The sequence below is a fragment of the Streptomyces sp. NPDC055815 genome (assembly GCF_053616475.1).
The window spans coordinates 72,664-97,872 of sequence record NZ_JBSHDU010000030.1 but is presented as its reverse complement, the minus strand read 5'-3'; the positions used below and the strand labels follow the sequence as shown (position 1 = coordinate 97,872).

The 25,209-nt window shown below is 72.4% G+C and carries 27 protein-coding genes; 8 read left to right on the top strand and 19 right to left on the bottom strand.

Annotated elements, in window-relative coordinates; genetic code table 11:
* Positions 1–134 precede the first annotated feature (134 nt).
* The 15 genes from ACWGN5_RS20545 to ACWGN5_RS20475 form a co-directional block, all read right to left on the bottom strand.
* Positions 135–2,390: a phage minor capsid protein gene (locus ACWGN5_RS20545; protein ID WP_453517092.1), complete on the bottom strand. Its 2,256-nt coding sequence runs from the start codon at positions 2,388–2,390 to the stop codon at positions 135–137.
* Between the two features lie 15 nt (positions 2,391–2,405).
* Positions 2,406–3,887 (bottom strand): phage portal protein, encoded by a 1,482-nt coding sequence (locus tag ACWGN5_RS20540; protein ID WP_453517089.1) that lies wholly within the window; start codon positions 3,885–3,887, stop codon positions 2,406–2,408.
* Entirely contained in the window at positions 3,871–4,308 is a 438-nt protein-coding gene (locus tag ACWGN5_RS20535) for an HNH endonuclease signature motif containing protein (protein WP_453517088.1), read from the bottom strand. The genes ACWGN5_RS20540 and ACWGN5_RS20535 overlap by 17 nt, the downstream gene beginning before the upstream one ends.
* 71 nt (positions 4,309–4,379) lie before the next feature.
* Positions 4,380–5,612, bottom strand: coding sequence for a PBSX family phage terminase large subunit (locus ACWGN5_RS20530; RefSeq protein WP_453517103.1), 1,233 nt, complete (start codon positions 5,610–5,612; stop codon positions 4,380–4,382).
* Positions 5,612–6,058, bottom strand: a complete 447-nt coding sequence (locus ACWGN5_RS20525) for a helix-turn-helix domain-containing protein (protein ID WP_453517085.1) — start codon at positions 6,056–6,058, stop codon at positions 5,612–5,614. Before ACWGN5_RS20525 ends, ACWGN5_RS20530 begins: the two co-directional genes overlap by 1 nt.
* Before the next feature lie 238 nt (positions 6,059–6,296).
* Positions 6,297–6,446, bottom strand: a complete 150-nt coding sequence (locus ACWGN5_RS20520; RefSeq protein ID WP_453517083.1) for a hypothetical protein — start codon at positions 6,444–6,446, stop codon at positions 6,297–6,299.
* A 210-nt stretch (positions 6,447–6,656) separates the two neighbouring features.
* Entirely contained in the window at positions 6,657–7,418 is a 762-nt protein-coding gene (locus ACWGN5_RS20515) for a hypothetical protein (RefSeq protein WP_453517080.1), read from the bottom strand.
* Positions 7,419–7,432: 14 nt separating this feature from the next.
* Positions 7,433–7,774, bottom strand: a complete 342-nt coding sequence (locus ACWGN5_RS20510; RefSeq protein WP_453517078.1) for a hypothetical protein — start codon at positions 7,772–7,774, stop codon at positions 7,433–7,435.
* Complete coding sequence (locus ACWGN5_RS20505; RefSeq protein ID WP_453517076.1) at positions 7,771–7,956, bottom strand: hypothetical protein; 186 nt, start codon at positions 7,954–7,956, stop codon at positions 7,771–7,773. The genes ACWGN5_RS20510 and ACWGN5_RS20505 overlap by 4 nt, the downstream gene beginning before the upstream one ends.
* Positions 7,953–8,243: a hypothetical protein gene (locus tag ACWGN5_RS20500; protein WP_453517073.1), complete on the bottom strand. Its 291-nt coding sequence runs from the start codon at positions 8,241–8,243 to the stop codon at positions 7,953–7,955. Before ACWGN5_RS20500 ends, ACWGN5_RS20505 begins: the two co-directional genes overlap by 4 nt.
* Positions 8,240–9,061: a zinc finger domain-containing protein gene (locus tag ACWGN5_RS20495; protein ID WP_453517071.1), complete on the bottom strand. Its 822-nt coding sequence runs from the start codon at positions 9,059–9,061 to the stop codon at positions 8,240–8,242. The genes ACWGN5_RS20500 and ACWGN5_RS20495 overlap by 4 nt, the downstream gene beginning before the upstream one ends.
* Positions 9,058–9,873 (bottom strand): hypothetical protein, encoded by an 816-nt coding sequence (locus tag ACWGN5_RS20490; RefSeq protein ID WP_453517068.1) that lies wholly within the window; start codon positions 9,871–9,873, stop codon positions 9,058–9,060. The genes ACWGN5_RS20495 and ACWGN5_RS20490 overlap by 4 nt, the downstream gene beginning before the upstream one ends.
* A gap of 156 nt (positions 9,874–10,029) precedes the next feature.
* Positions 10,030–10,713, bottom strand: coding sequence for a hypothetical protein (locus tag ACWGN5_RS20485; RefSeq protein ID WP_453517065.1), 684 nt, complete (start codon positions 10,711–10,713; stop codon positions 10,030–10,032).
* Complete coding sequence (locus tag ACWGN5_RS20480; RefSeq protein WP_453517062.1) at positions 10,670–11,239, bottom strand: DNA cytosine methyltransferase; 570 nt, start codon at positions 11,237–11,239, stop codon at positions 10,670–10,672. The genes ACWGN5_RS20485 and ACWGN5_RS20480 overlap by 44 nt, the downstream gene beginning before the upstream one ends.
* A 56-nt stretch (positions 11,240–11,295) precedes the next feature.
* A complete protein-coding gene (locus ACWGN5_RS20475) occupies positions 11,296–11,565 on the bottom strand; it encodes a hypothetical protein (protein ID WP_453517059.1) in 270 nt (89 codons plus the stop codon).
* A gap of 207 nt (positions 11,566–11,772) precedes the next feature.
* Here ACWGN5_RS20475 and ACWGN5_RS20470 point away from each other — a divergent pair, with 207 nt between their 5' ends.
* Positions 11,773–12,207 (top strand): hypothetical protein, encoded by a 435-nt coding sequence (locus tag ACWGN5_RS20470; RefSeq protein ID WP_453517056.1) that lies wholly within the window; start codon positions 11,773–11,775, stop codon positions 12,205–12,207.
* Between the two features lie 701 nt (positions 12,208–12,908).
* Here the strand turns inward: ACWGN5_RS20470 and ACWGN5_RS20465 are convergent.
* Entirely contained in the window at positions 12,909–13,394 is a 486-nt protein-coding gene (locus ACWGN5_RS20465) for a Pycsar system effector family protein (protein ID WP_453517054.1), read from the bottom strand.
* Positions 13,384–14,583 carry an adenylate/guanylate cyclase domain-containing protein gene (locus ACWGN5_RS20460; RefSeq protein ID WP_453517051.1) on the bottom strand — a complete coding sequence of 400 codons (1,200 nt, stop codon included), beginning with the start codon at positions 14,581–14,583 and terminating at the stop codon, positions 13,384–13,386. Before ACWGN5_RS20460 ends, ACWGN5_RS20465 begins: the two co-directional genes overlap by 11 nt.
* Positions 14,584–14,805: 222 nt before the next feature.
* Here ACWGN5_RS20460 and ACWGN5_RS20455 point away from each other — a divergent pair, with 222 nt between their 5' ends.
* Both ACWGN5_RS20455 and ACWGN5_RS20450 read left to right on the top strand, forming a co-directional pair.
* On the top strand, positions 14,806–16,194 hold the full coding sequence (locus ACWGN5_RS20455; protein WP_453517048.1) for an ATP-binding protein: 1,389 nt from the start codon (positions 14,806–14,808) through the stop codon (positions 16,192–16,194).
* A 121-nt stretch (positions 16,195–16,315) separates the two neighbouring features.
* Positions 16,316–17,212, top strand: a complete 897-nt coding sequence (locus tag ACWGN5_RS20450; protein WP_453517045.1) for a hypothetical protein — start codon at positions 16,316–16,318, stop codon at positions 17,210–17,212.
* Positions 17,213–17,308: 96 nt separating this feature from the next.
* On the opposite strand, the gene lepB is transcribed toward ACWGN5_RS20450, so the two are convergent.
* Both lepB and ACWGN5_RS20440 read right to left on the bottom strand, forming a co-directional pair.
* Positions 17,309–18,064, bottom strand: coding sequence for a signal peptidase I (gene lepB, locus ACWGN5_RS20445; RefSeq protein WP_453517042.1), 756 nt, complete (start codon positions 18,062–18,064; stop codon positions 17,309–17,311).
* 102 nt (positions 18,065–18,166) lie between these two features.
* On the bottom strand, positions 18,167–19,351 hold the full coding sequence (locus tag ACWGN5_RS20440; RefSeq protein ID WP_453517040.1) for a LuxR C-terminal-related transcriptional regulator: 1,185 nt from the start codon (positions 19,349–19,351) through the stop codon (positions 18,167–18,169).
* Between the two features lie 207 nt (positions 19,352–19,558).
* Here ACWGN5_RS20440 and ACWGN5_RS20435 point away from each other — a divergent pair, with 207 nt between their 5' ends.
* The 5 genes from ACWGN5_RS20435 to ACWGN5_RS20415 all read left to right on the top strand — a co-directional run bounded on the left by ACWGN5_RS20435 (position 19,559) and on the right by ACWGN5_RS20415 (position 25,031).
* Positions 19,559–19,762 carry a hypothetical protein gene (locus ACWGN5_RS20435; protein ID WP_453517037.1) on the top strand — a complete coding sequence of 68 codons (204 nt, stop codon included), beginning with the start codon at positions 19,559–19,561 and terminating at the stop codon, positions 19,760–19,762.
* A 5-nt stretch (positions 19,763–19,767) separates the two neighbouring features.
* The gene (locus ACWGN5_RS20430; protein ID WP_453517034.1) at positions 19,768–20,688 is read left to right on the top strand and encodes a hypothetical protein; all 921 of its coding nucleotides are present in this window, start codon (positions 19,768–19,770) and stop codon (positions 20,686–20,688) included.
* A gap of 137 nt (positions 20,689–20,825) precedes the next feature.
* Entirely contained in the window at positions 20,826–21,311 is a 486-nt protein-coding gene (locus ACWGN5_RS20425) for a cupin domain-containing protein (protein ID WP_453517031.1), read from the top strand.
* On the top strand, positions 21,308–22,909 hold the full coding sequence (locus ACWGN5_RS20420) for a class I tRNA ligase family protein (RefSeq protein ID WP_453517028.1): 1,602 nt from the start codon (positions 21,308–21,310) through the stop codon (positions 22,907–22,909). Before ACWGN5_RS20425 ends, ACWGN5_RS20420 begins: the two co-directional genes overlap by 4 nt.
* Positions 22,902–25,031, top strand: coding sequence for an FAD-dependent oxidoreductase (locus ACWGN5_RS20415; RefSeq protein WP_453517025.1), 2,130 nt, complete (start codon positions 22,902–22,904; stop codon positions 25,029–25,031). Before ACWGN5_RS20420 ends, ACWGN5_RS20415 begins: the two co-directional genes overlap by 8 nt.
* Positions 25,032–25,209: the final 178 nt, after the last annotated feature.

Below are 25,209 nucleotides of genomic sequence, written 5' to 3'. Positions count from 1 at the left end.
ATAAGAGACAGGTGCAAGCACCGTAACAAGCCCTTCCACCCCGATCCTCCGCGCCTCGCCACGGGGAAGTTAAAGGGTTTGCAAAATATGACGGGCACTCAAGAAAGTGCAGGTCAAGGGTTGTTGGGCATCTTCTAGAGCCGACGCCGTTGGTCCTCACGCGCGTTGCGGGCGGTCTCGCCCGCACCGGTGCGGACGCCGGTCACCTGCTCGGTGAACTCGGCGAGAGTGATTCTCGGGCTCACCTCTTCCCAAAACCTGATCAGGTCCTCGGACGCTCGCGCGTAGGCGACGTGCGAGGGGCCGCTGAACAGAGAGGTGGGGTCGACGCCGGCGGCGCGTGCCTTGCGGTTGAGCATGAACCCGTTCGTGTAGTCCTCGGCGGCGATCTCTTGCAAGTAGATGTGCTCTCGGTACATCTCGCGTATCTCGTCGCGGCTGTACGCCGCCCGCTGGGAACGCGCTTCGAGTTCGCGCTCGTACGCCCATCGCTCGACGGCGGACATGTGCTCGGTGCCGTCGGGGCCCCGCTCGACGTCCGCCCCGTACGCGCCCCACTCGTCGGGGTCCGCAGGGGCGGGGTCGTCGAGGCGGATCGGGTGCATCGCGTCGTCGAGGGCGTTCCGCGCGGCGAGGGTGTCGGCGACCGTCGCCCCCACGACCGGCGGGGGCGGTGCGGGTGGGTGTCGGCGGTCGATCTCGGCGGTGATCCGGGCGGCGTCCTCGGGCCTCGCGTACCGGATGCCCCAGACGAGCAGCTCGTCGTCGAGCCCGGACAGGTCGGCGGCGAGCCGCCCGCCGGGGAACAGTTCGGCGAGGGCCCGGCGGCGGTGCATCTCGGCGCCGATCGCCGGACCGTCCTCGGGGACGTTGCGGGCTCGGGCGGCGAGGTCACGCTCGGACATGCTGACGAGATCCGAGCGGATCTCGGGCATGGCGGCGTCGAGGTCGCGCCGGTCGGCCTCGGCCATGACGCGCAGCATCTGCTCGTCGTCGAGGTGCGGCGCGATCCGGGCGAGCTCGTCGTCGCTGAACGGGGCGAGGTTGTCGACCATGCGCCCGCCGGGGCGGATGCGGTCGAGCAGGTCGGCCAGGTCGCGGCGGTCGCCCTCGCCCCGGATGCGGTCTCGGTCGCGCTCGTCGAGCACGCCGGGCCGGATCGCCGCGCCGAGCTGCTCGTCGGTCATCTCGGGCAGGGTGCGGTCGTCGCCCGCGCGCACGCGCGCGGCCTCGACCGCGTCGCGCGGCGGGGGCGGCGCGGTGCTCGGGAGGTTGCTCGCCCCGGGCTGCTCGCGCTCGCGCCGACGGATGAGCTCGGGGTGCTGCGCGAGGTGCTCGCGCATCTTGCCCTGATAGGCGCGCACCCGGGCCTCGGCCGCGCGCTTGGCCTCGGGCGTCATGGCGGCGGCGCTCTTGTTCTTCCACTTCCTGATGGCGCGCTCGATCGCGCGCTGCCGCTGTGAGGCGGCGTACCCGTCGGGGTCCTCGGAGTGCTCGACCGGCGGCCGAGTCACGCCGGGGAGGTAGGCGCTCGTCGAGTGGCGGCAGTTGGGATGTTGCAGCCCGGCCCGCCGCGCTTCGTCGAGCGATCCGACGACGTGTACCCGGACGGTGCGGCCGTCGTCGGTGGCGTGCTCCATCTCGACGGTGCGGGCGCCGCCCGGTCCGTCGAGCGCGAGCACCTCGCCCTCGAACGGGGCGCAAAGATCGCAGTTATGCGGGGCGTTGGAGACGATCACCAGACCGATACCAGCGGCGCGCAGCTTGTCTCCGTGCGCCTCGACCGCCGCGCGGCCGACGGCCGTCCTTACGGCCATCTCCGCGTAAGAGGTCATCTGCCAGGACCGGCCGCGGCGGTCGACGAACGACCGCAGACCTCGGTCGGCGAATCGGGACATCGCCGCTTGGGTCGCCTGCCGGCGGGTGTCGACCCCAAGTAGGGGAGTCGCCGACGTCTCGGCGATCACCTGCCGGTATCCGTCCTCGACGCCCCGCAGAATTCCGCGATGCGTCTCGGTGACGAGATCGATCGTCTCGGCGGCGAGCCGATCCACGGCCCGGGTGCCCGGGGTGCTCTCGGCGATCCGGCGCACGTCGACGTCGGAGAGCGCGCCGAGCTCGGCGAGCCCGGCCCGCGCCCCGACGTCGTACGCCTCGGTCACGGCCGAGAACACCTCAAGCTGCATCGCTGTTCCGAGGGCGTCGACGACGCCCTGTGCTGCCCGCCGTAGCGGTTGGATGTCGCGCAGCTTGGTGACCGCCCACCCCGGGGCCTCGAACCCGCCGTCGAGCTGCCGCGCGACGAGCGCGAGCAGCTTCTGCTCGGCGTCCGCGTACAGGTCGCGGACGGTGGCCGAAAGATCCTCGGCCATGGCGGGGTGGATGGGCACGAGCACCCCCTCGCGCTAGAGCAGCGTCCCCGCCTGCATCGGGTCGGGGACGGCGGCGCCGCTCTCCATGAGGATGCGGTCCGTCTCTTCCTGAGCGGCGACCGAGTCCCAGTCGGGGTGCAGCATCCGGACCTTGGTCAGCACGGACACGGCCTGTGCCTGTTGGAGCAGGGACAGGGTCTGGGCGAGCGAGGATGCGTCTTCGGTGACTACGTCACCAAACGCGACGGTCGGCCGCTCGGGCACGATGCGCGGTGCGAAGAACTGCCGGTCGAGCAGCAGCATCACGTGCAGCATGTCGGCGACCGGCGGCGACCAGTACCGTACCTTCTTGCCCCGGGTGGTCATGGACCGACGCTCGCGCGCCCGGACCTCGGTCGCGGTCACGGCCGTGCTCTGATCGCCAAGGCCGAACGTTGCGACCGAGTAGCCGGCGCTCTGCACCGCCTGCCGGGTAATCGCGCTCGCCGACCTCTCGTGCTCGTCGACCCTGATCGCGAACTGCGAGAGCGTGATCTGATTCCCACCCTGCTCCGTTGGAGGGATGTTCAAGAGCTGGAAGATCTCGCGGTCGTCGTCGAATGACGCGCCCTGTCCGGGCCCGTGGTTCCGCAGGTACCCGTCGGGCACGAGCAGGCGGGCGCGGGCGAGCCGCAGGTCGCGAATCCAACTCGTCCATGTTGTGTCGAGCGAGTCGAGCAGGTCGTAAATCGGGGCCGCGTAGTCCGAGCGTCCGAAGGCCGAGCCGCGGTTGCGGCGGTTTGGCCGGATGTTCGGGCAGTAGGCGGCGGTGAGCTGCTCGATCCCGGTCTCGATCGCGTCGCCGTCCGGGCCGAGGCTGACGGCCAGGTCGGCGACCTCGACGTGCTCGGTCAGAGGCACGCGCACGCCGACGCTGTCGGCCGACCCCTGGTAGAGCCCGTGCAGGATGCGCCCCGGCTCGTGCCGTTCGAGGTGCCGCCACACCGTGGCCGAGGTCGAGGTGAGCTCGCGCCAGAACGTCACGGCAGAGAGGCGGCCCCACCGGAATTCCGGCACGGCGGCGTCGGGGTGGACGCTGGTCAGCAGGGGCCGGTCGGCAAGGGACCGATCCCACGTGACCCGCAGGTACACCGAGCCGAGCGCGGCAGCGACCTCGGCCGCCTCAAGCAGCGTGTTCGCGATGCCGTCCGACTCGGCGAGCTCGTCGAGCCGGTCCTGAGTGCCGGTGTCGGTCACCGTGAGCTCGGGCGGCTCGGCGAACAGCAGGTCGGCCGACGCGCCGGCGATGTCGCCGGCGAGGGGGATGTGCAGCCGCTGATCGCGGACGTTGGGCCGCGGCTGACGGTCGCGCCCCCACAGTCGGCGGCGGCCGTCGCGTCGTACCGGACTGTCCCGGTAGACGGCGGTCAGCTTGGCGTGATCACCGGAGTACCAAGCATCATCGACCTTGATCTCGGCGTAGTGCTTGGCGAGCTGCGGCGGCGGCCACGCGACGCCGTTATCGGGCAGGGGCACGGTGCACCCCCAGCCGTCGTCTCATCCGGGCACGCAGCGCTGCGCATCTGCGGCAGTGCCGGGTGCCGTTCGGTGCGACGTAGGTCGTCGCGTTGTCGAACTCGTGCCCTCGGGCGCAATGCGTCTGCCGGGCACGGCGCGCGGCGGGGGACACGCCCCGCAGGATGTTGGTCCGGGTGGTGACCACGTCGAGGTGGTCCGGGTTCACGCAGTGCCGGCGGCGGCACAGGTGGTCGATCACGAGCCCGTCGGGTATCGGTCCGCGCGTGAGGGTGTAGGCGACCCGGTGCGCGTACTGCGGTCGCCCGCCGACCTTGACCTGTCCGTATCCGTTGGGCTTGACGTGCCCTGTCCAGTCCCAGCAGCCGAGGGGGCCGTCGACGATCTTCGCGAGGAACCGGTCGGTCAGCGAAGGGGGCACGCGATCACCCCCCTCGACAGCTCAGGCCCGGGGCGCGGCGAGGCGGCCCCGGGCAGGGAAGGGAGGGAGGTTCAGGCGGCGGCCGTGAGCAGACCGCGCCACTCGTGCGCGGTGCTGTGAACCACGTACCGCAAGGCGTCGACCGAGTGATCGTTCAGCTTCACCGGCCGGTCTTCACCGCGTGCGGCTGCTTCGTCCGACCACACGTATTCGGGGAGCTCGGCGAGCACCCCCTCGCACGACTCATGGATGAGCAGCAGACCGGCGTCGAGCGCGGAGGCGACCGAGCGGATTCCGTCGATCACGTCGTTCTTGGCCTTGGTCACGCCGGGGTGTCCGTCCGCCCACAACTGCGTGGAGAAGGACGACGCCGAGGGGTCGACGAACGTCCACTCGGGCTCGACGTCGAGATCGTCGAGCCACTCGCGAACGGCGCGGCTGTACTGCGCGTCGGTCAACTGCCGATGCGCCGCGCGGGAGTCGTGCCGCCACTCGCTCGTGACGTACAGGCGCCCGTCGTCGCCGAGCCCGAGGGTCAAGGCGGCGAACGGGTTCACCGTGCCGTAGTCGACGCCCGTCCAATACCGGCGCATCGGCGGGAGCTCGGTCACGACGTGCCGCTGCTCGTCGTACATGTCGAATACCGCGCCCTCGGCGATCACCCACGCGCCGTCGATCATCCGCCGGCGCCAGAGTCCGGAGTATTCGGCGGACAGCGCGGCGACGTACGCCGGGCTCAAGCTCGGGTTGTCGGCGAGCCGGAAGTGCCACGACGCGAGGTCGAGCTCGCTCTGCCGGTCGAGGTAACCGACCTTGAACCAATGCCGCGGCGAGTCCGGGTTCGTGGTCCCGAGCAGCCGCGCCCCGGGCACACTGAGCCTCGCGAGCAACTGCGTAAAGAACCCCTCGGGCATGAGGGTGATCTCGTCGCAGTAGGCGAGCGAGGCGGTCAGACCTCGCAGCCTGCCCTCGGCCCGAGCGTCGCTCGCACCAACGAGGTGGACGACGCGACCGAGGATGATCGCCGTTGTCGCGCCCCGGGTGTGGCGCACCTCGGCGGCGACCGGCCCGAACAACGCCGGGTCGGCGAGGGGTTCGAGAACGTTTCTTTCGATCGTCTGGAGACTGCGCCCGCAAATCAGGATGAGCCCGGACGCCGGCGCCCGCCGCACGGCGAGCAGGAAGGCGAGCAAGCTTGCGATGGTCTTCCCCGATCGCACGCTGCCGTGCCAGCAGCAGATACGGGCGGTCGCCTCGCGGATCGAGCGAATCTGTTTGTCGGACAGGGGTGGCGGCGAGGGGATCACCCCCCGTCGGCGTTGTCTCCCGTCGGCCCGAGCAGGGCGTCGGCGAGGCGGTCGAGCATCGAGCCCCCGCTGCTCCCGGTGCCGCTCGTGCGGGCGAGCTCGGCGACCTTGGCGTGTACCTCGGTCAGTGCGCGGGCGGCGGTGGCGTAGTCACGGGCATCACGTGCGGAGTCGGCCGCGCCGACCCGCTCGACCTGAGCGAGGGCCCCGTCGAGGGCGTCGTCGGCGAGCTGCTCGCGACGTGCGGCGGCGTCGGCGCGCCGTGCCTCGGTGGCTGCGGCTACGCGCGCCCCGCCGCTGAACGCGAGGCCCAACTCGGCGGCGATCTTTGAGACGGTGGCGGCGCTGCGCCCGGTCTCCCGGGCGATGGCGTTACGGGACTTGCCCCCGGCGTGCAGGGCGCGGACCGCCTCGCGGTCGGCGTCGGTGATCGGGTCGGCCACGGGTTCACCTCCCGGGCACGCGAACGCCCCGCCACCGGGGGGATGGTGGCGGGGCGAAGATCAGCGGATTGTTTCCAGGCACGCCGGAGGCGCCACCCACATTAGGTCACGGAACGATAACGGTGCAAGTGGTCTTTGGCGTGCTGCGCAGGTCGCGCCGTCCGCCACAGGTCACGGCGCAATAACGTTGTTACCTCACGCGTGTGATGCAGCATTGCCCGGCTTGGCGCGGTCGCGCCTAGAGCAATCCGGCGATCCGTGCGGCGATCAGCAGCGCTACGGCCGTCACGGTGGCGAAGACGCCGGCGCCCAGCAGGAAGACGAGTCGCAATGTGCCGTCGCCGCTTTGGAGCGCCTCGCGAATTACCCGCCCCCAATAGTTCTTCATTAATTCCGTCCTTCCAGAAAGTTCCCGCACGAGTACAGACCTAAAGATTTACTTAGACAAACTAAGTAATTTGAGGCCGAGTGAGACCGAAAGATCCCGCTCTGTGGTGAACTGTGTCGCCAACTGGGGGGCGGTGGGGCGGGATTGGCCACGGTGTTATTAAGTCGTGATGGTTGGGGCCCGGTGATCCGGGCCGGACCCCACCTGCGCCTATGCCGCTGCGGTGATGTCCACGCCGAGCGCGGCGATCAGCTCGGGCAGGTCGTCCCACTCCCACACCCGCGCCCGCTCTCTGCTGTTGAGGGGGACGGGGGCGGTGCACCCGCGCCCGCCCGAGCAGGTCACGCTCGGCGGCCCGTCGGGGGCGCTGTGCAGGGTGAGCTCGCTCCCGCACCACGGGCACGGCTCGGGCAGGGGAGTCTCGCGCCGGTCGAGGCCGAGGGCGCGCAGCACCCGGGCCTCGGCGATCCGCGCGGTACGTCGCGCTTCGTGCAGCAGGTAGAGCGGCAGCACCTCGAACGGCGGGGGAGCGAGGGCCCGGTCGAGCTCGCGCTCGGGCGCGGTGTCTTCATCGAGCACTCGCCCCTCGACCCACACGCACGCCCAGTGCAGCCCGTGCCGCCTGCTGCCCGCTGCGCGGTGGCTGTCCGGTGCGGTCGGGTCGGGCGAGAGCCACCCTCGGGGGTCGCCCGGCTCGGTGCGCTGGACGGCGGCGGCGAGGGTGTCGGCGAGGTCGAACACGAGCCGCTCGACCGCCCGCCCGGTGTCGAGCGCGGCGAGGTTGAGGGGGGCGGGGTGCTCGCGCAGCACGAGCGGTGCCCGGTCCTCGACGAGCTGCTCGTCGTCGCCCTCGCGCATGGTGTGCGCGAGTTGCCTCGGTGGCCAGTGATCCGCCGGCGGCGTCTCGATCGCGAGCAGCAGCGCCGCCCACTGCCCCCGGATCGTGCGCAGAGCGCGCACAGTTTCGTTCACAGCCTGTGCGTAACTCATCGGTCCCCCTTCCCGGCCGCAGCGCGCAGCGCCCCGACCTCGGCGGCGTACTGGTCGCGCTCGGCCTCGATCTCCCGCATCGCCTGCTCGGCCGCCTCGATGCGGTGGCGCAGCTTGAGCGCCGCCGACTGCTGCCCGCCCGCCGACCGGCGGAACGCGTCGCACTCGGCGACCTCGGCCGCGGCCAGGTCGCAGAGTTGCCGCGCGTCCTCTCGGGTGAGAGCGCCTCGGTCGGCTCGGGCGAGCAGCCCGAACAGCGCCTCGCGCCGCTGCTCGCGGACCGCCTCGCGGGCGAGGGTCCGGCCGCGCCGCGACCGGGTTCGGGTGGTGTGGTTCATTCGGTCTCTCCGTTCTCGGCTCGGCGCGTCGTCGAGCAGGTGGTGCAGGTGGTCGAGCAGGGGCGTCGGTCGATGCGGCGCAGCTCGCGGTCGAGGCGGTCGTCGATCCGGACCACGTAGGCCAGGGACGCGCCGAGCGCGAGGGCGAGCACGACGGCGAGGGCGAGCAGGGCCGGGCTCATGGGGTTCTCTCTTCGGTCGTTCGGGGACGGCGCAGCAGCCGAGCGAGGGAGCGCCGAGCGCGCGGGGCCTCCCGCGCGCGAGGCGCGACCGGTCGCGCGCGGTGGTGTTCGTGGTGCAGGTGGATACCGGCATCCCGCACGCGACCGAGGTCGTCGGTCATGTGCCATCCCTCGATGGCGAGCCGATCGGCGAGCGAGGCGACGAACACGGTCGCGAGGTGCGGCGGTACGTCGAGCTCGTCGGTCAGTTGGGCGGCGATCACGGCTCGGGCGGCGAGCGGGATCATCGGGCCTCGCCCCCGCCGCTGGTGTGCCGGGCGCGAGCGTCTCGTCGAGGTGCCGGCGGTTGGCACATGATCCGAGCGAGGCGCACCTGCTCGTCGTCGGCCGCTTCACCGCAGCCGAGTTCGGCGACCACGGCCTCGACGCGCGACGGGTGAACGCCTGAGAGCGGTCGTCGGCCCTTGCCTCGGTTGCGGAAGCTCGAACGGCACTGCTCGTCGACGGCGGCGAGGCAGTAGGGGCACGCCACCGAGAGCGGGTCCGGCACGCCCTCGGCGACGAGCTGCTCGCGGTGGGCGCGAGCCTTCCGGAACGGGCGCAGATCGGCCGCCACGTGCTCGGGCATGTAGCGGCGCGGCCCCTTCCCGACACCGGACATGAGCGCGGCGAGACGTTTCTGCCCGCCGTGGTCGATCTCGGCGCGGTACTGCGCGGGCGCGGCGTGTCCGGTCGCGACCGCCGCCCGGGTGCCGAGCAGTTCGGCCCGCCACGCCGCCGGGTCGTCCGGGTCCGCCGAGGGCACCGGGTCGGTGTGTCGGTTCATGAGCTCCGCCCGGTGCGGCCCCCATGCGGCGAGCAGGTCGTGCGGCTCGATCGGGCGGAACTGCGCGGAGCGGTCTCCGTTGCGCTGCTCGTAGTAGCGGCGGGTCGCGCGGGCGGCGTCCCATGCCACGTCCGGCATGGTGGCCGGGACGTCGGCGACGGCGGCCGTCCACTCCGCGATGGTGCGGGCGGACTGCTGCGGGTCGGCGAGGGCACGGCGCACCCGCGAGTCGAGCGTTCCGGCAAACGCCAACAGGGCGGCGATCTGCTGCTCGTTCATGGGGTGCTCTCCTTCTGTGCGTGGAGCAGGGCGAGGCCGGCGGCGAGGTTGTCGGCGTAGGCGGCGGTCGACGACGGCGGTCGCGGCGGCGAGGCCGACGGTCGGTCGAGGTCGGACCAGACCTTGAGCCAGTACCGGGCCGCCTTCGGGGCCTCGCCCGGGACGGTGCGGCGGGCGGCGAGGCCGACCAGGGCCTCGACGCCGTGCTGCTGCATCAACCGGTAGACGTCGCGCTGTTCACCGAGCGAGAGCGACCACCGGACGGTGATCGAGGCTTGGGCGAGGGCATCGTCGAGCGGGCGCAGTTCGGGAATCAGCGCGGCCGATCTCGCGCGCGGCTGCTGCTGTTGTGGTGTTGAGTAGGTAGGTACGTTCTGGGGGCCGATATCCGGCCCCCCGGGGGCCGATCCTCGGCCCTCCCTCGGGCCGGTATCCGATCCCCCCGGGGCCGATGTCCGGCCCTCCCCGGGGCCGCTCACCGGCCCCCCGGGGGCCGATTCCCGACCCGGGCCGAAATCCGGTCCGGGCCGATCTTCGGCCCCCTGCTCATCGAGGAGCGGCAGACGATAGACCGTCTCGCCACCGGGCCCGACCCGTCCCTCAACGACGGCGAGCTCGCCCGAGGCGAGCAGGGCGTCGACCGCCTGCCGGACAGTGGAGCGGGCGGCGCGGGTCCGCTGCATGAGCGCGGCCGTACCGGCGTAGGCGACGCCATCGGCGCCGGCGCGGTCAGCTATCGCGAGCAGGACCAGACGAGCGGCGCCTCGGGCGCGGGACCGGGTCCATACCCAATCCGTCGCGGCCAGGCTCAACGGAACGTCTCCTTACGGGATTCGGGTCACCGGGTGGTTCGGGCCGACAGGCGAGAGCGGAGGGTGTGTGGAGCGGGCACCGGTCGCCGACGACGTAGCGGCGGGTTCCGATTGCATGGCAGTAGGCCCCGGCGGGGCCGTCCCAGAAATCGCAGATCACGCGGACTCGAATCGATCGAGCAGCAACCGCAGGGCGGCGGCGGCCTGTTGCGGTACGACGCCGTTCCCAAGGGCCTTGAGCCGTGCGCCCCGGGACAGGCCGGGGACGCTCGTCACATGACCCTCGGGCAAGCCCATGAGCCATTCGACGAACGTCGGACTCAATCGCCCCTGTTCGTCAACGGGCCGGGGCACTGGCCGGGTGAGCGCCTCCCACCGCTCGACTGCTGCGGAGTACGGCCCCCAGTGGGTACCGCCTTCCTGCGGCGTCGGTTCCGACCGGGTGATCGAGGCCATGACGTGGGACAGGTAAGCCTGATGACCGGCGGCGGCCCGTTCCTCGGCTGTCTCCCTGCTCGCGCTGCGCTCGCTCGCCTGCGGGGTTGGCAGCAGTCGCGCGGCGGCGCTCGCCAGGGTCGCACTGCCGTCGCCGAACTTCTGGTTCGGGCTGCCCTTTTCGCCGTCCGAGGCGCGTGGAGTCGGCAGCAACGAGACCGCGGTTCGCAGGTCAGGGCCGCCGTCGCCGTGCGAACTGGCGCCGTTGGTGTCCGAGGTGCGCGGGGTCGGCAGCAGCCGCACGGCGAGGCCGAGCGGCAGGCCCATGTCGCCCATGCCGGGGTGGCGTGCCTTCAGGCGCTCACGCCGCGCCCGCCAGACCGCAGGGTCGATCGTGTCCTGCACAAACGACGCCGTCGGGGTCGGCAGCAGGCCGCGCAGCGATGAACACCCGCTCGCGCCGGTGGGCAGTGCCGACCTCCGACGCGCGTACGCAACACCATTCCGCGTCATACCCGAGGCGGGCCAGGTCGCCGAGTACGGCGCCGAGTGCTCGCAAAGGAGGTTCAGCGCTTCCGTCTCCCACACACCACGGGCACGGTTCCACCTCGCTATGCGCCGACGCCGAGAGGAGGCCGCGGACATTCTCGATCACCACCAATCGGGGGCGTAGGGCTTGGATTGCTCGGGCGACGTGCAGCCACAGGCCGGAACGGGTGCCCTCGGCGATACCGGCGCGGCGGCCGGCGAGGCTGACGTCTTGGCAGGGAAACCCGGCGGTCAGCACGTTGACGGGCTCGACCTGGTCGAAGTCGACAGCGGATAGATCGCCCAGGTTGGGCACATCGGGCCAGTGGCGCGCGAGGATCGCGGCGGCGTTCGGGTCGATCTCGCAGTGCCAGGCGACCGAGCCGCCGAGCACCGCCTGCACACCCGCATCGAGCCCGCCGTACCCCGAGCACAAACTGCCGATCCGGGGTCCCGCTGTCACTTCTCGGCGCCGACGTACCGGGCGTAGACCCGGTGCTCGACGCGCCCCTGCTCGGGCACCGAACGGGCCACCGCCTCGAACTGTCCCTCGGGGTAGGCGGCCAGTCGGCCGCTCCGGATGGCCTGCGCGGCGGACGACGCCCGCGCGATCGAGGCGAGCCGCTGCACGATCGCCCACTCGCCCGGATGCTCGGCGAGCTCCATCGCGATCAAAGCGTGCTTGGTGTTGCGGCTGCGCGGCGGCGGGCCCGCAAAAACAACGCTCACAAGATCCCCCATGTGTTCCTGAGCACGAACAACAGCAGGCAAGTGCCGCCCGATACAGGTGGTTTGCCTGTTGCTGTTCTCGAACAAGAACAACCGTACGTGTGCTCGATTTGGCGCGTCAACGCAGTTCAGGGGTGGGCAATCCGGGGTGATGGCTGCTTATATAAGATCGTTCGCGTTCTGCGACAAGAACGGAGATGAGAACCCGTGTCCCCCATAGGCGGCGAGAGCTCGACGCCCTTCACCGACATGGTTCGCGAGGTGCTCGCCGTCAAGGGCGCGACCCTGCGGAGCGTGGCCGAGCGGGCAGTCGACCCCGAAACGGGCAAGAAGCTCCAGCACACAACCCTCGCGAAGATCGCCAACGGTGAGAGCTACCGGCACGACCGATGGATCGTCGGTGCGATTGCGGCGGCGACGAGTCGGCCGCTCGTCGAGGTGAAGCAGGCGGCGGCGGTCGAGTGGGTCGGGCTGACCGCCGACGACATCCTCGGCATGTCGACTCCCGAGGTCTCGGTCGTCGTGGCGTACAAGCCAGGAACACGGCCCGAGGATCTTCCGTTGGTCGAACAGGCGCTCAAGAACCTTGATCTCGAACGCGCGAAGATCACGTTCGTCGAGGATGGTCACGCAGGGTCCTAGTCGCGTGACCTGCGGCGATATGGGCGCTAATGTGGAGCGGGCCTTGCCTCGGGCATATGTTCGAGTGAGGCACTCGGCCATGCCACGAGGGGGGCATCTTGTACCGCGTCCGCCGTACCCGACTCGACGACAAAGCACCCGCAGCAGGTCGCGCCACTGCCAAGAGACGCGACATCCTGCTCGACGACCGGCACATCACCGATACCGGTGCCATAGCCCTTGAGGCTGTCCTGAACGCCTTGCCCCCCACCGCCGGCGAGCAGGACCGAGGCACCGAGAGCGGCGATCCCAAGTCCTGAGCGGGTAACCGGGCATAGGGAAGGGGTCGCACGGCAACAGCCGTGCGGCCCCTTTCCCGTGTTCCATGGCCTCACATCGGCCGCCCTCGCGCGCCGCTTCGAATCCTCCCGGCGACGGCGAATGCACTGCTCGGGTGCGGCCATCATGTGGCCACCGTGTGGCCGGACGGCTCTGAACCAGTCGGTACCGGCTGACACTTGAACATGGAGTGAAGCTCTCTGACCTGCATGTTCTGTCACTAGCCGGTACCGACTGGAACCCTCCATCATGAATGATCTTGAGCTCGTAATGCGTAGGTCTCGGGTTCGAATCCCGAAGGCGGCTCAGAGGAAGGCCAGGTCGGACAGTGTCCGACCTGGCCTTTTCTGTTTTGCTGGGGGGACGGGCGGCCCGTTCGCGGCTCAGTGCATGGCGTCCAGGAGCACGGACGACGCGAGCAACGGGAGAGCGGCGCCCAGGAAGGTGACCGCTCGGGCGATGAGCCGGTACTTACGGCCGGCCAGCACCGAGAGTTCGATCAGCTGGGCGCAGCCGTCGTGGCCGGGGGAGAGGCCCGCGAAGTGGGCGCGCAGGTCGTCGGGCCGGCCCGAGTACCGCGCGTAGAAGGCGAAGTAGTCGGTCCCCTGGGGGCTGTTCGCCCCGTCCGGGCGAACGCAGGCCAACAGGAGGAAGAGGCTGCCGGTCAGGCACGCGAGCCCGCTCCACGCCAGCCATTCGACGCCGTTCCACAGGGCGAACAGCCCGGAGGGCCGGGCGGCGAAGGCGGCGACGGCCCCCGCCGCGACGGCGGCGACGAGCGCGAGGAGCATCGCCGCCTTCTGATCGGCCCGCGTCAGCTCGACCCGTACGTCGGCGAGCGCGGCGCGCGCGGGATGGTCATGCGGCATGGTCGGCGCCCCCGTTCTCCGCCGTGCCGGCGCCGTCGGCGAGACGGCCCGAGATGCCCTTGTAGTTCCGCACGGCCTCGATCGTGACCGGGCCCCCGGTGTGGAATTCCGCGACCCGTGCGCCCAGGTGGACGTACAGGCTCTGCCGGTTGCCCATCTGGTCGAGGACGTCGACGAAGCCGTACCCCTTGTGCGCGAGGACCCGCTGGAAGACGCCGCGCACCACGTGGCCCTCCTGGACGGCGCACCCGGCGACCGGACAGGACCCGTCCGCCTTGAACGGCGGGCGCGGCACGAACCGCACGTTGTGGCCTTCGGCGAGGTCCTCCCCGTTCGCCACGAACCGGCGGTCGATGTAGTAGTCGCCTTCGGCGAGCGTCGCGATGAACCCCTGCCCGCGAACCGGGTCCCACCGCTTGACCACGCCCTCGCGCAGCTCCTCGGCCACCGGCGCCGGCTGCCGGACGGGACCGGCGGCCGGGCCGGCGTGGGCGGGGTACCCATGCCGGTCGGCGTGGGCGCCAGGGCGCTCGCTGATCTGGTCGACGGTCTCGTTGCGGGCGCCGAACGGCTTCGTGTGCCAGATCACCTCACGGTACCGGATGGGCTTGGGGAAGCCCTTGAGCTCCACCTTCCACTCGTCGGAGAGGTAGTCGTCCGACGAGAAGCCGTGCACCCGGCCGACCTCGCTGGTGACCCGGGTCATGATCGCGGCGGCGACGGTGGCGCTGTCGACCCAGATGGCCTGCGGGTTGCCCGCCGCGCACAGCCGGGCCGCGAGGTCGACGACGGATCCGACGTAGTCGAGGCCGCCCGCGGGCGCCTGGTACTCCACGACCCGCCCCGTGGCGATGCCGACGCTCGCCAGGCAGTCGGTGACGATCTGCTCGGCGTTCTCCGCGCGGAGCATCTCCTGGATCCTGATGGCCGCGCAGATGGCCTCGGCGGCGTGGTCGCCGTCGAACACGGCGAGGATGCCGTCGCCGAGGTACTTCACGACCGTTCCACCGTTCTCGATGGTCGCCGTCGTCGTGATGTCGAGGAACTTCCCGATGGTCGGCAGCCAGCCGACCTCCCCCGTCCTGCTCTTCATCTCGGTGGAGCCCGCGAGGTCGGCGAAGAGGACGACCTTGGTGGGCCGGTCCGTGCTGCGCAGGGCTTCTTCGAGGGTGATGCGGTCGGACGCCATGACGTCTCCTTGTCGAGAGCGACTGATTCCCGGCGGATGAATGACTTGTTCGACTCGGACCGTGTCGCCGGGCTCTGCCACGTCCGGGTCGTCAAGTCAGTCTGGAAAAAGCCGCGATCGGACGTCAGAGGAAGCATTGCCGGGCCCGTTGGGAAGTTTTGCGGTCCGCGTTGCGAACGTTTGCCTTCCGGTCCCCGGGGCCGACTCGACAGAATCGTGCGCATGGCTGCTCAGGACGCGGCGCCGCCGCTGCGTGACCGGTTGTCCGCTTGGTTCGAGGGGGGCGCACGCGTGCCGGGTCACCGCCCCGATCTGCGCACGACGGACCATCAGGTGATGGCCCGTCGCGCTCTGCACGGCTTCTACCGGTGGACGGCGCTGTGCCGTCTGGTCTCCGCCGTGCTGTGGACGGGATGCGGCCTCGCGGCCGTGCGGGGAGGCGGTTCCGTCGGGGCCGCTCCCGTCCTCGTCGCGGGTGCCGTCGCCTCGGTCGGCGCGCTCGCCGCCTGGAGCCACCACCACGACGGGGCGCTGGAGTGGATGGGCGAGCGCCGCCCCCTGCGCGGCTTCGCCTCGTACCTGAGCCGCACCGCGCGGGAGCGCCGGGTGACGCTGGACGTGCCCGGGGTCACGGAGGGTGCGGGTGTGGTGGCGATGGGCCTGGTCACCGCGTGGTCGGCGCCGTCCGGGCCGCCGCCGCTCGCCTGGTCCGCCGCGTTCACGCTCCTCCTCCTCTACCTGCCGTTCGCGCAGTACGTCATCGACCCGGCGTGGTACGCGCCGGAGCTGGCCCGCAGTGCCCCGTACGCCTGGGCTCGCCTGCTGCTGCCGGTGCTGCTGGCCGCCGCCGGCTACACGGTGTACCGGCTGGCTGCTCCGCCGGGGGCGACCGGGCCGGACGGGGCGCTCGTGCTGTGGGGGGCGGTGGTGCGCGTGTACGTGGACGTCACCCTGGTCGACTCGCTGCTCTCGGCGCTCGGTCCGGCGCTGCGCGACGAGCGGAAGGACCTGGCGGACGTGGTGTCCAGCGCGGTGCACAGCAAGGTCAAGAACGAGTTCCGGGTACTGGGGACGCTGTTGGACCTGGACGAGCAGTCCGACGAGGTGCAGGCCCGCTGGCACAGCCTGGTCCACCAGGTGGAGTCCCTGCGCTGCGATCCGTTCCGGGAGGGGGACCGCACGGGGCTGGACGAGATCGTCGCCGACGTGCTGTCGACTTGCCGGGCATTCTCGGCGGCCCCCGAGACGCTGGTGGTGACGGCGGAGCACTCGGGGACGGGAGGACATCCGCTGCGGCCGACCGACCTGGATCTGCTGGAGAGCGTGCTCAGCGACCTGTGCGTGAACGCGGTCCGCGAGGCGAACCGGCTGCGCGCGCCGGAGTTCGACATCCGGATCTCGCTCGCCGTGACCCCGGAGGCGGGGCGGCGCCGGGTGTCCGTGATGGTCACGGACGACGGCCGCGGGTTCGACGGGGCGTCCTCGATGAGCCGGCGGGGCTCTTCGCTGGCCGTGCTGGACCGCAGACTGCGCAAGCGGGGAGGCCGGATCGAGGTTGCTGCAGCGCCCGGGGGCGGCGCCGTCGTGCGCGGCACGTGGTTCGCTCTGTGACGGGCGGTCAATCGGAGGGGAGGCGAGGGGAATTCGGTCTTTCGTGGCGGGATTCCGACGGTGACGTCCCTGTCGCGCTCTGAAAGGCTGGCCCCTTGCAACCTGTCACAAGGAGGTGGCCTTGTCCGACCGGCTCGACGACGCCGTTTTCAGACCACTCGTTCCGGACGTCACCGTGCCCGCCCAGGGGGCGCAGCCCGTGGACGAAGCCGGGACGGTCGTGCCGCGCACGCTGCTCATCGTGGACGACGTCCCCTCCCTGGACCACCTGATAGACGGCATGCTCCGCACCCACCCCGACGTGCGTGAGGGCCGCCTGCTCTTCGAGACCGCGCAGGTCACCAGCCCCGACGACATCCCGATCGCCGTCGAGCGGGCCCGGGCCGACGGCGGGACGTACGACGTGGCCCTCGTCGACCTCGACTTCGGCGCCCGCCGCGCCGGCGGGGAACGGGGGCACGGGCTCACCGCGCTGCGGCTACTGGCCGAGACCTCACCGGACACCCGCACGGCGCTGTACACGGCGGACGTCGAGGGCAATCGTGAACTGATGCTCCGTGCGGCGTTCGAGCTGTGCCCGCACACCCCGGTCACCTGGATCAGCAAGTCGTTGTCGGCGGCGGACCAGGCCGAGGCGATCTGCGCACTGCTGGACGGCCGGGACCCGCCGCTCGGGCACTTGCGTCCGTACTGGAACCGCCCCGAGCACCTGAAGCTCCGCGTCGTCTGCAGCAGCCGCACCCAGCTGAGGATGTGGCAGGCGCTGGCACTGGGCTTCGACCACCGGGGCCCCATCGCGTCCCACGCCGGGGTGAGCGAGAGCACGCTCGACAAGTTCGTCGCCTCCGTACGGGAGTTCATCGTCGACTGCATGCCGCCGACGGGCGATCCCGGTACCGATGCGCGGGCCGGCGTCCGGAGCGCCCGGTCGGCCAATCTCGCCCTGGCCGCCCGTTTCGCCTACGTCAACCGGTCGTTCTTCGCCGACCCCGAGCTGGAGCGGCTCGTCGCCCGCTGAGTGCGCCCTGTGCGAGTCGCGGGACCGGATCCCGGGACGGCACGGAGAAGGCCGGGTCGGACACCGTCCGGCCCGGCCTTTCCCGTGGTGCGGTCGTCAGGGGCGGTCGGCGAGGCCCGGCTGCTCGAAGGTGTCCGGGACCGGCAGGGTCGACCAGTGGGGGATCGGCCAGGCGACGACGACGGCGCGGCCCACCACGTCCGTCACGGGCACCATGCCGCCCCGGGAGTCGTCCTGGTGGTAGCGGGAGTCCTGCGAGGCCTGGCGGTGGTCGCCCATCACCCAGAGGCTGCCGGCCGGCACCGTGACCTTGAACCGGCCGCCCGCGTCCGTGCTGCAGGCCGTGTTCCCCGCGAAGACGTACGGCTCCGTCAGCGGCTTGCCGTTCACCTTCAGGGGGCCCGTGCCCGCGCACTCGACCGTGTCCCCGGCCACCCCGATGACCCGCTTGATCAGGTGCTTCTCGCCCGCCGCCGGCATCAGCCCGACGAAGCCCAGCGCCTTCTGGACCGTCGTCGGCTGCTTCACCGGCTGTCCCGCCAGCCAGTCGCCGGGGTCGCGGAAGACCACGACCTCGCCCCGGTCCGGCTCCGCGCCGAACCACGGGGTGAGCTTGTCGACCAGGACCCGGTCGTCCACCTGAAGGGTGTTCTGCATCGAGCCCGAGGGGATCAGGAACGCCTGCAGCAGGAACGTCTTGATCAGGAAGGCCAGCACCAGCGCGATCCCGGCGAGCATCGGCAGCTCGACCCAGAAGGGGCGGCGCCGTTTCGGGGCCGCCTCCGGAGGACCCGGAGGGGTCTCCTCGGGGTCCTCCCGGTCGGATCGCTCCCCGGTCGCCAAGTCGCTCATGTCCACCCTGACTTCGTCCGCTCTGTGTTGTCTGCACGGACCCTATGCCCCGGTGGTGGCCGACTGGTGACCGCGACCGCTCTTCACCCCGTACGGGTGACCTCAGGGACCCGGCTGCTCACGGTCCTGCTGCGCGAGCAGATAACCCGCCTGGAAACGGCTCTCGGCACCCAGCGCGGCCATCACGTCGGCCACGTGCCGCCGGCAGCTGCGGACCGAGAGGCCCAGGCGGCGGGCGATGGCCGCGTCCGTCAGGCCCTCGGTGAGCAGCCGCACGATGGTCTGCTTCAGCTCGTCCGAGATGTCCATGATGGTCTGCCGGTCCCACTCCGTCTCGAACGGCAGCGCCTCCAGCCACAGCCGCTCGTACGCGCCCACCATGAACGCGACCACGTGCGGCTCCCGGATCAGGACCGCCGCGTGCGGGTCGTCCGGGACCGGGATGACCGCCGTCGACCGGTCGAAGACGAGCATGCGCATGAACTCGTCGTCCAGGGTGCGGACCTGGGCCCCTAGCCGGCCCACCCGCTCCACGTACGCGCACGTGCCCGAGGAGAAGCGGGCCGTGTGCTGGTACAGGACCCGCATCCGGACGCCCCGGCGCAGCAGTTCCTCGTCGCGGGCCACCGCCTCCTCCAGGACCTCGGCGCGCCGGCCACCGCCCGGCTGGGCCGTCATGACCTCGCGCTCGCAGGTCCGGCCCAGTTCGGTGATGGCCTCCCGTACGGCCCGCAGATCGGTGAGCAGCTCCACGTACTCCGCCTGCCGCAGATGCGTCAGCCGGAGCAGGTGGGACTCGTACAGCGGCATGAAGGCCATCAGCTGCTCGCGGGTGCGCTCCATGTGCTGGCGGCGGGCGCGCATCTCCCGTTCCAGCGGGCCCAGGGTGCGCTGGACGGCCTCGTCGGGTGCCACCGGGAGCACGGCCCGCTCCGGGGTCCGGCGCAGCAGCCCCATGTCGCCGAGGGCCGAGACGGCCGACTCCACCCGGGCCAGCGGCAGGTCCAGTTCCGCCGCCAGGTCGGCCGGGTGCGCGGGCGGTCGAGCCGGGTCCCGGGCCAGGAGGGCGGTGTAGACGCGGGTCAGGGGGTCTTCGGGGGACTCGGGGGTCTCGTTGTTCCCGGAGTTTCTGGTGCTGCCGGTGTTTCCGGAGTTTCCGGTGTTCCCGGTGTTCTCGGTGTTCTCGGTGTTCTCGGAGTTTCCGGTGTTCTCGGTGTTCCCGGAGTTTCCGGTGCTCCCCGTGCTCCCGACGTCTTCCTGAGCCTGCTCGATGTCTTTTATCGCCACCTTTTCCCCCGTTTGTGACGGCGTCCTCTTGCTGCCATGCAGCCTAATGAGCCATGCGGTCCGCCCCATAGCCATGCAGCCCTCGCTACGTTCGTCTCACCGCCCACAAGGTCGAAGCGCACCAAGCTCGCACAGCCCGCGAAGCTCGCAATCCCCCACGGAAACCCACGACTTACTCCTCGCGGAAGCGGAAAGAGAGCACTCGTCATGAAGCGGCGGATCCGCAGCACCCTCCTCACCACCCTGGTCGTCGGCCTCGCCGGCCTCGCCACCGTCACCGTCGACCGGGTCGCCACCGGCACCGGCACGGACGACACCGGCTGGGGCTCGGCCGTCCTCACCGGCACCTACGACACCGGCTGGGGCGCCCCCGCCGCCGGCACCGGCACGAACGACACCGGCTGGGGGTGACCCCGATGACCCTGCTCGACTGCACCCTGCGCACCGGCGGACGGCTCACCGGCGGATCCGTACCCCCCGCGCTGGCCGCCGACTACCTCGCGGTCTGCGGGCGGCTCGGCATCGACGTCATCGAGCTGGGCAGCGTCCACGACCCCGCCGACCGTTCCGCCCCGCGCGGCGCGCTCCTTCCGGTCCCGCTCCCCGAGCGCTACGGCCCCCGCTTCTCCGTCCTCCTCGACACCGCGGACCTGCCCGTCACGGACGCCGCCGCCACGGCCTCCGCCGGGCGGATCGCCGACGCCCTGGTCGCCGGTCCCGTGTCCGTCGGCCTGGTCCGCCTCGCCGTCCGGTACGACCGGGTGGCCCGCGCCGCCGCCCCGCTGCACCGCCTGCGCGACGCCGGCTTCGGCGTCTGCCTGTTCCTCACCCACATCGACCTCGCCTCCTACCCGGAGCTCGACCGCTGCCTCGGCGAGAGCGCGGCACTCGGCCCGCTCGACGCCGTCTTCCTCGTCGACTCCCTCGGCTCGCTCCGCCCCGAGCGCGTCATCGAACTCGTCCAGTCCACCCGCGCCGCCGTGTCCGCCCCCGTCGGCATCCACGCACGCGACAACCAGGGCTTCGCCCTGCACAACACCGTCGTCGCCGGGAGCGCCGGCGCCACCTGGCAGGACGCCGCCGTGCACGGGATCGGCCCGGGCGCCGGCCTGACCCGTACCGAGCAACTGCTGGCCCTCCTCGGCGCCACACCCACCGACCTCGCGCCGCTCCTCGCGCTGATCGCCACCCACGTCGCGCCGCTCAAGCAGCGGTACGGGTGGGGGGCCGGCCCCCGCCAGGTGATGGCCGGCCTGGCCCGCATCCCGGTCACGTCGGTGACCGGACTCGGGCCGGCGTCGCCTGCGGGTGGTCCCGAGCCGCACACCGCTTTCTGAGGCCGCTCGCGGACCGAGAGCCCCGCCCGTTCCGAGGCCGCGGACGCAGTGTCCCGCTCGTTCCGCGGACCCAGCGTCCGCCCCTTCCGCGCCCGCTCGCGGACGCAGCGTCCCGCTCGCCCTTTCAGGAGACCCGTATGCCCTTCACCTCGCCCATCCTGCCGCCCGGAGAACCGGCCCTCGCCCCCACTCCGTACCGCGACCTCCCCCCGAAACAGAGCCCCGGAGCCGCCCCCATGGCCGATCGCCGTTTCCGTATCGACCGCAGTGCCGCCACCGAGGAGTTCGGGCTCGCCTGCCAGCGGCTCATCCCGTGGCCCGGCGGGGACTCCGAACCGCCCGTCGGCGCGATGGCCTGCTTCCTGGAGCCCGGCGGGGACTCCGACCCCGACTGCCACAACCAGGACGAAGTCATGATCATCCTGTCCGGGGCCGGCAGCGTGACCCTCGACGGCACCCTGGAGCCGCCGTTCCGGGCCGGCGACATCGTCGTGCTGCCCAGGAACCAGGAGCACGTCGTCCACAACACCGGCGACGCCGAGCTGAGCTGGGTCTCCCTCTACTGGCCGCTGCGCGAGCCCGCCATCCGTACCGAGAACGAGACCGAGGAGGTCGCGGCATGAGCGACACCACCGCCCACTGGATCACCGCCACCCCGCCCACCCCCAACGGCGACCTGCACATCGGCCACCTCGCCGGGCCCTACCTCGCCGGCGACGTCCTGCGCCGCTTCCTCGCCGCCGAGGGCACCGGCCCGGTCCGCTACACGACCGGCCTCGACGACCACCAGAGCTACGTGCCGGTCCGCGGCCGGGGCGACGGCGGCCGCAAGGGCGACGAGGTCGCCGACGGCTACGGCGCCTCCATCGAGTCCGTCTGGCGGCAGGCCGGCGCCGACTTCGACGCGATCGTCCGCCCCCGCCGCGACGTCGGCTACCAGTCGGCCGTCCAGGACTTCTTCGCCCGCTTGTACGACACCGGGCACATCGTCGCCCGGACGCGACCGCTGCCGTACTGCACGGGCTGCGAGCGCTGGCTGTACGAGGCCTACCTGAAGGGCGACTGCCCGCACTGCGGCTCCGGCTCCAACGGCAACGCCTGCGAGCCCTGCGGCCGCCCCAACGACTGCGCCGACCTGACCGACCCCGTCTGCACCGGCTGCGGCGCCACCCCCGAACTCCGCGACTGCGAGCGGCTCTACTTCCCCCTCGCCCCCTGGGAGCAGGAACTCACCGCCTTCTGGGACCGGGTCGACATGCCGCCGCACCTGCGCTCCCTCTGCGAGCGGATGCGCGCCGCGGGCCTCCCCGAGATCGCCGTCAGCCACCCCTCCGAGTGGGGCGTGCCGGTCCCCGTCGCCGGCTTCACCGACCAGCGGATCTACGTCTGGTTCGAGATGGCCCCCGGCTACCTCCTGGAGTGGACCGGCGCCGGCGAGACCGGACCCGCCCCCGCACCCGTCCAGTTCTTCGGCTTCGACAACGGCTACTTCCACGCCCTGCTGTTCCCCGCCGCCTTCCGGGCGTACGACCCCGAGATCGCGCTGCCCCGGGCCTTCGTCGTCAACGAGTTCTACCGGCTCGAAGGGCTCAAGTTCTCCACCAGCCGGCGCCACGCCATCTGGGCGCACGAGGAACTCGCCCGGACCGGCGCGGACGTCCTGCGCTACCACGTCCTCTCCGACCGGCCCAACGGCCGCCAGACCAGCTTCAGTTCGGCCGCCCTCGCCGTCAGCCGCGAACGGCTCGCCGAGCGCTGGGACGGCTGGCTCGGCCGGCTGCTCACCGCCGTGGCCGAGGCCGGTGGGGCCGCCCCCGCCGAGGCGCCGCAGGGTCCCGCGTGGGAGCGGCTGCGCGGCCGGCTCACCGGGACCGTCGGACAGCTGCGGGAGGCGTACGGCGTCGAGGGCTACGACGTGCGGCGCGCGGTCGCGCTGCTCGACGAAGTGGTGTGCCTCGCAGAGGACTTCGGGTACGTGAACGGCTTCGAGGGCGAGCGTCCCGACGGCGCCTCCGCGTACCGCTCCGCGCTCTCCGCCCAGCTCGCCGTCGCCGCCGCCCTGTCCGCCTGGGCCGCGCCCGCCCTCCCGTACGGCTCCGCCCGGCTCGCCGCCCTCCTCGGCCTCGCGCCGGAACCGCGCCGGGTCGACGCGGAGGCCCTCGCACCGCTCGCCCCGGGGACGCCGGTGGCGGCCTGGCCCGGGGCGGTCTTCAGTGCCTGACCGGGAGCTCCTTCCGCGCGGCGCCGTCGTCGGACCCTTCTCGGGGCCCCGGGCGGCCTGGGGCGAGCACCTGGAGCGGGCCGCCGAGCGGTACGGGACGGCCGTGAACTGGGAGCTGTACGACGACCGGGGCGAGGCCGAGACGGCCCGGCAGATCGCCGAGGCGGTCGTCGCCGAGGGCCGGCACGCGCTGGTCGTCGGGCACTTCAACAGCGCCGGCGCGGCGGCCGCCCTCCCCGTCTACCGGGCCGCCGGACTCCCCGTCCTCCTCCCGCTGGCCACCACGCCCGGCCTTCTCGCCGACAGCGCGGGCACGCTGCTCCGCTGGTGCCCGGACGACCGGGCCCAGGCGGTCGACCTGCTCGCGTCCGTGCGGGAGGCGGGTCACACCCGGGTCGCCGTGACGCACGACGGCAGCGCGTACGGGGAGCGGCTTGCGCTGCTCGTACGGGAGGCCTCGGCGGTCACCCGGCCCGCCCTGCCGTCGGGGGCCGTGGTCTCCGACGGGAGCGGGCCCGCGACGGGCGCCGTGCCGGTGCCGGCCGTCCTGGCCGGGCCTTCCCTCGACCTGCTCGACGCCCCCTCGGGGCGGGACCTCACCGCGCTCGTCGTCTGCGGGACCCACGTCGGGGCCGCGCGGGTGGCCCGGGAGTGGCGGGCGGCCGGGTACGAGGGGGCGTTCTGGTTCACCGACGACTGCGCGGTGGACGAGTTCGCGGACCTGCTCGGCCCGCCCGGCGGCCCCGCCTCCGTGGCCCGGATGCGCGGCGGGCCCGAAGCGCACGTGGACGCGGCCTTCGCGGCCGCCACCGCCGCGCTCTCCGAGGACGCCGGGCGCATCGGACGCACCCTCCTCGCGGCCGTGCGGGCCCACGCCGACCGGGGGTTCACCGCGCTCGGCGAACCCGAGGCCGGAAGCGTGGGCTGGGACTTCGTGCCGGTGCCGGTGCCGGTGCCGGTGCCGGTGACGGTGACGGTGACGGCCGCGACCGTCGAGCGCCCCCGTACCGCCGGACGGCACGGGCGGGCGTACGACGTCATCGTCGTCGGCGCCGGGGTCGTCGGCGCCGCCACCGCTTCCGTCCTCGCCCGGCAGGGCGCCCGGGTCGCGCTCGTCGCGCCCATGGACGGACGCCAGGACCACGCCACCGCCTGGTCCGGCGGGCTCGTCCGGTCCTTCGAGGCCGACCCGTACCTGCGGGGGCTCGCCCTCCGCAGCCACCACCTCGCCTGGGGGCCCGCCGCGCTCGCACCGGGACCGTACGGCTTCATGACCACCGGGTCGCTCGTCCTCTGCGGCGACGCCGACCTGGAACAGGCCGAGAAGGGCGTCGCCGAGCTCAACGGGGCCGGAGTCCCCGCCGAGTTGCTGGACCCGGGCGTGCTCGGGGCCCGGTTCCCCGGGCTCTCCGTCGACGGCGTCACCGCCGCCGTGTGGGAACCCGAGGCCGGGTACGCCGACCCGCCCCGCACCGCGCGGGTCTACCGCGACCGCGCCCTCGCCCACGGGGCCCGGCTGCTGCCCGCCCGGGTCCGGGAACTCGACGCCCCGCCCGGCGCCGACCGGGTCCGCGTCCTCCTCGAACCCGGCGGACCCGTCGAGGCCTTCGCGGTCGTCCTCGCGGCCGGCGGCGGTACGGGGGAGATCGCCGGGCACCGGCTGAGCGGCGCGGACGCCGGACGCACCAAGTCCATCCGGTACGGCTTCTTCCACCACCCCGCCACGGCCGGACTCCCCACCGTCGTCGACATGGTGAGCGGGGTGTGGGGGCGGCCGCAGCTCACCGGGGAGGCAGCGGGGGGCTACATGGCGGGACGGCCGGTCGACGAGTGGGACGTACCCCCGGGCGGGCTCGCCACACTGACCGACGAGCACGTGGCGTACATCCGCCAGGGCGCGGCCGCGCGGTGGCCCTGGCTCGCCGACCCCGCGACCCGTTTCCTCGGCGGCCGCCAGGGCGTCGACCTCTACACGCCGCACTCCCGCCCCCACCTGGGGCGCGAACGGGCCGACAGCCGGATCGTCCTCGCGACGGGGTGGTCGGGGGCGGGCTTCAAGACGGCACCGGCGGCGGCGGAACTGGCGGCGTCGGAGGCGCTGGACGTCCTGGCCGGCGCCTGATCCGGGGCCCCGCGCCCCGCGCCCGTGTGGGCCCCGCGCTCGCGCCCGTGTGGGCAATCGTCCCGCAGGGCGGGACGGGTGGGCACACGGGACGGCGCGCCCAGCGGCGCCTCCGCGTTCCGCGCCCCGGCCCGCACCACGACGGCGCCGTCACCAGGGGTGCGGGTCCAGGCGCTGG

What these genes read in the sequence shown, in the direction of transcription:
- ACWGN5_RS20520 (WP_453517083.1), bottom strand. Translation starts at nt 6,446, where the DNA reads ATGAAGAACTATTGGGGGCGGGTAATTCGCGAGGCGCTCCAAAGCGGC.
- ACWGN5_RS20510 (WP_453517078.1), bottom strand. Translation starts at nt 7,774, where the DNA reads ATGAACCACACCACCCGAACCCGGTCGCGGCGCGGCCGGACCCTCGCC.
- ACWGN5_RS20505 (WP_453517076.1), bottom strand. Translation starts at nt 7,956, where the DNA reads ATGAGCCCGGCCCTGCTCGCCCTCGCCGTCGTGCTCGCCCTCGCGCTC.
- ACWGN5_RS20500 (WP_453517073.1), bottom strand. Translation starts at nt 8,243, where the DNA reads ATGATCCCGCTCGCCGCCCGAGCCGTGATCGCCGCCCAACTGACCGAC.
- ACWGN5_RS20495 (WP_453517071.1), bottom strand. Translation starts at nt 9,061, where the DNA reads ATGAACGAGCAGCAGATCGCCGCCCTGTTGGCGTTTGCCGGAACGCTC.
- ACWGN5_RS20465 (WP_453517054.1), bottom strand. Translation starts at nt 13,394, where the DNA reads ATGCCGCATGACCATCCCGCGCGCGCCGCGCTCGCCGACGTACGGGTC.
- ACWGN5_RS20460 (WP_453517051.1), bottom strand. Translation starts at nt 14,583, where the DNA reads ATGGCGTCCGACCGCATCACCCTCGAAGAAGCCCTGCGCAGCACGGAC.
- ACWGN5_RS20455 (WP_453517048.1), top strand. Translation starts at nt 14,806, where the DNA reads ATGGCTGCTCAGGACGCGGCGCCGCCGCTGCGTGACCGGTTGTCCGCT.
- lepB (WP_453517042.1), bottom strand. Translation starts at nt 18,064, where the DNA reads ATGAGCGACTTGGCGACCGGGGAGCGATCCGACCGGGAGGACCCCGAG.
- ACWGN5_RS20435 (WP_453517037.1), top strand. Translation starts at nt 19,559, where the DNA reads ATGAAGCGGCGGATCCGCAGCACCCTCCTCACCACCCTGGTCGTCGGC.
- ACWGN5_RS20430 (WP_453517034.1), top strand. Translation starts at nt 19,768, where the DNA reads ATGACCCTGCTCGACTGCACCCTGCGCACCGGCGGACGGCTCACCGGC.
- ACWGN5_RS20425 (WP_453517031.1), top strand. Translation starts at nt 20,826, where the DNA reads ATGCCCTTCACCTCGCCCATCCTGCCGCCCGGAGAACCGGCCCTCGCC.
- ACWGN5_RS20420 (WP_453517028.1), top strand. Translation starts at nt 21,308, where the DNA reads ATGAGCGACACCACCGCCCACTGGATCACCGCCACCCCGCCCACCCCC.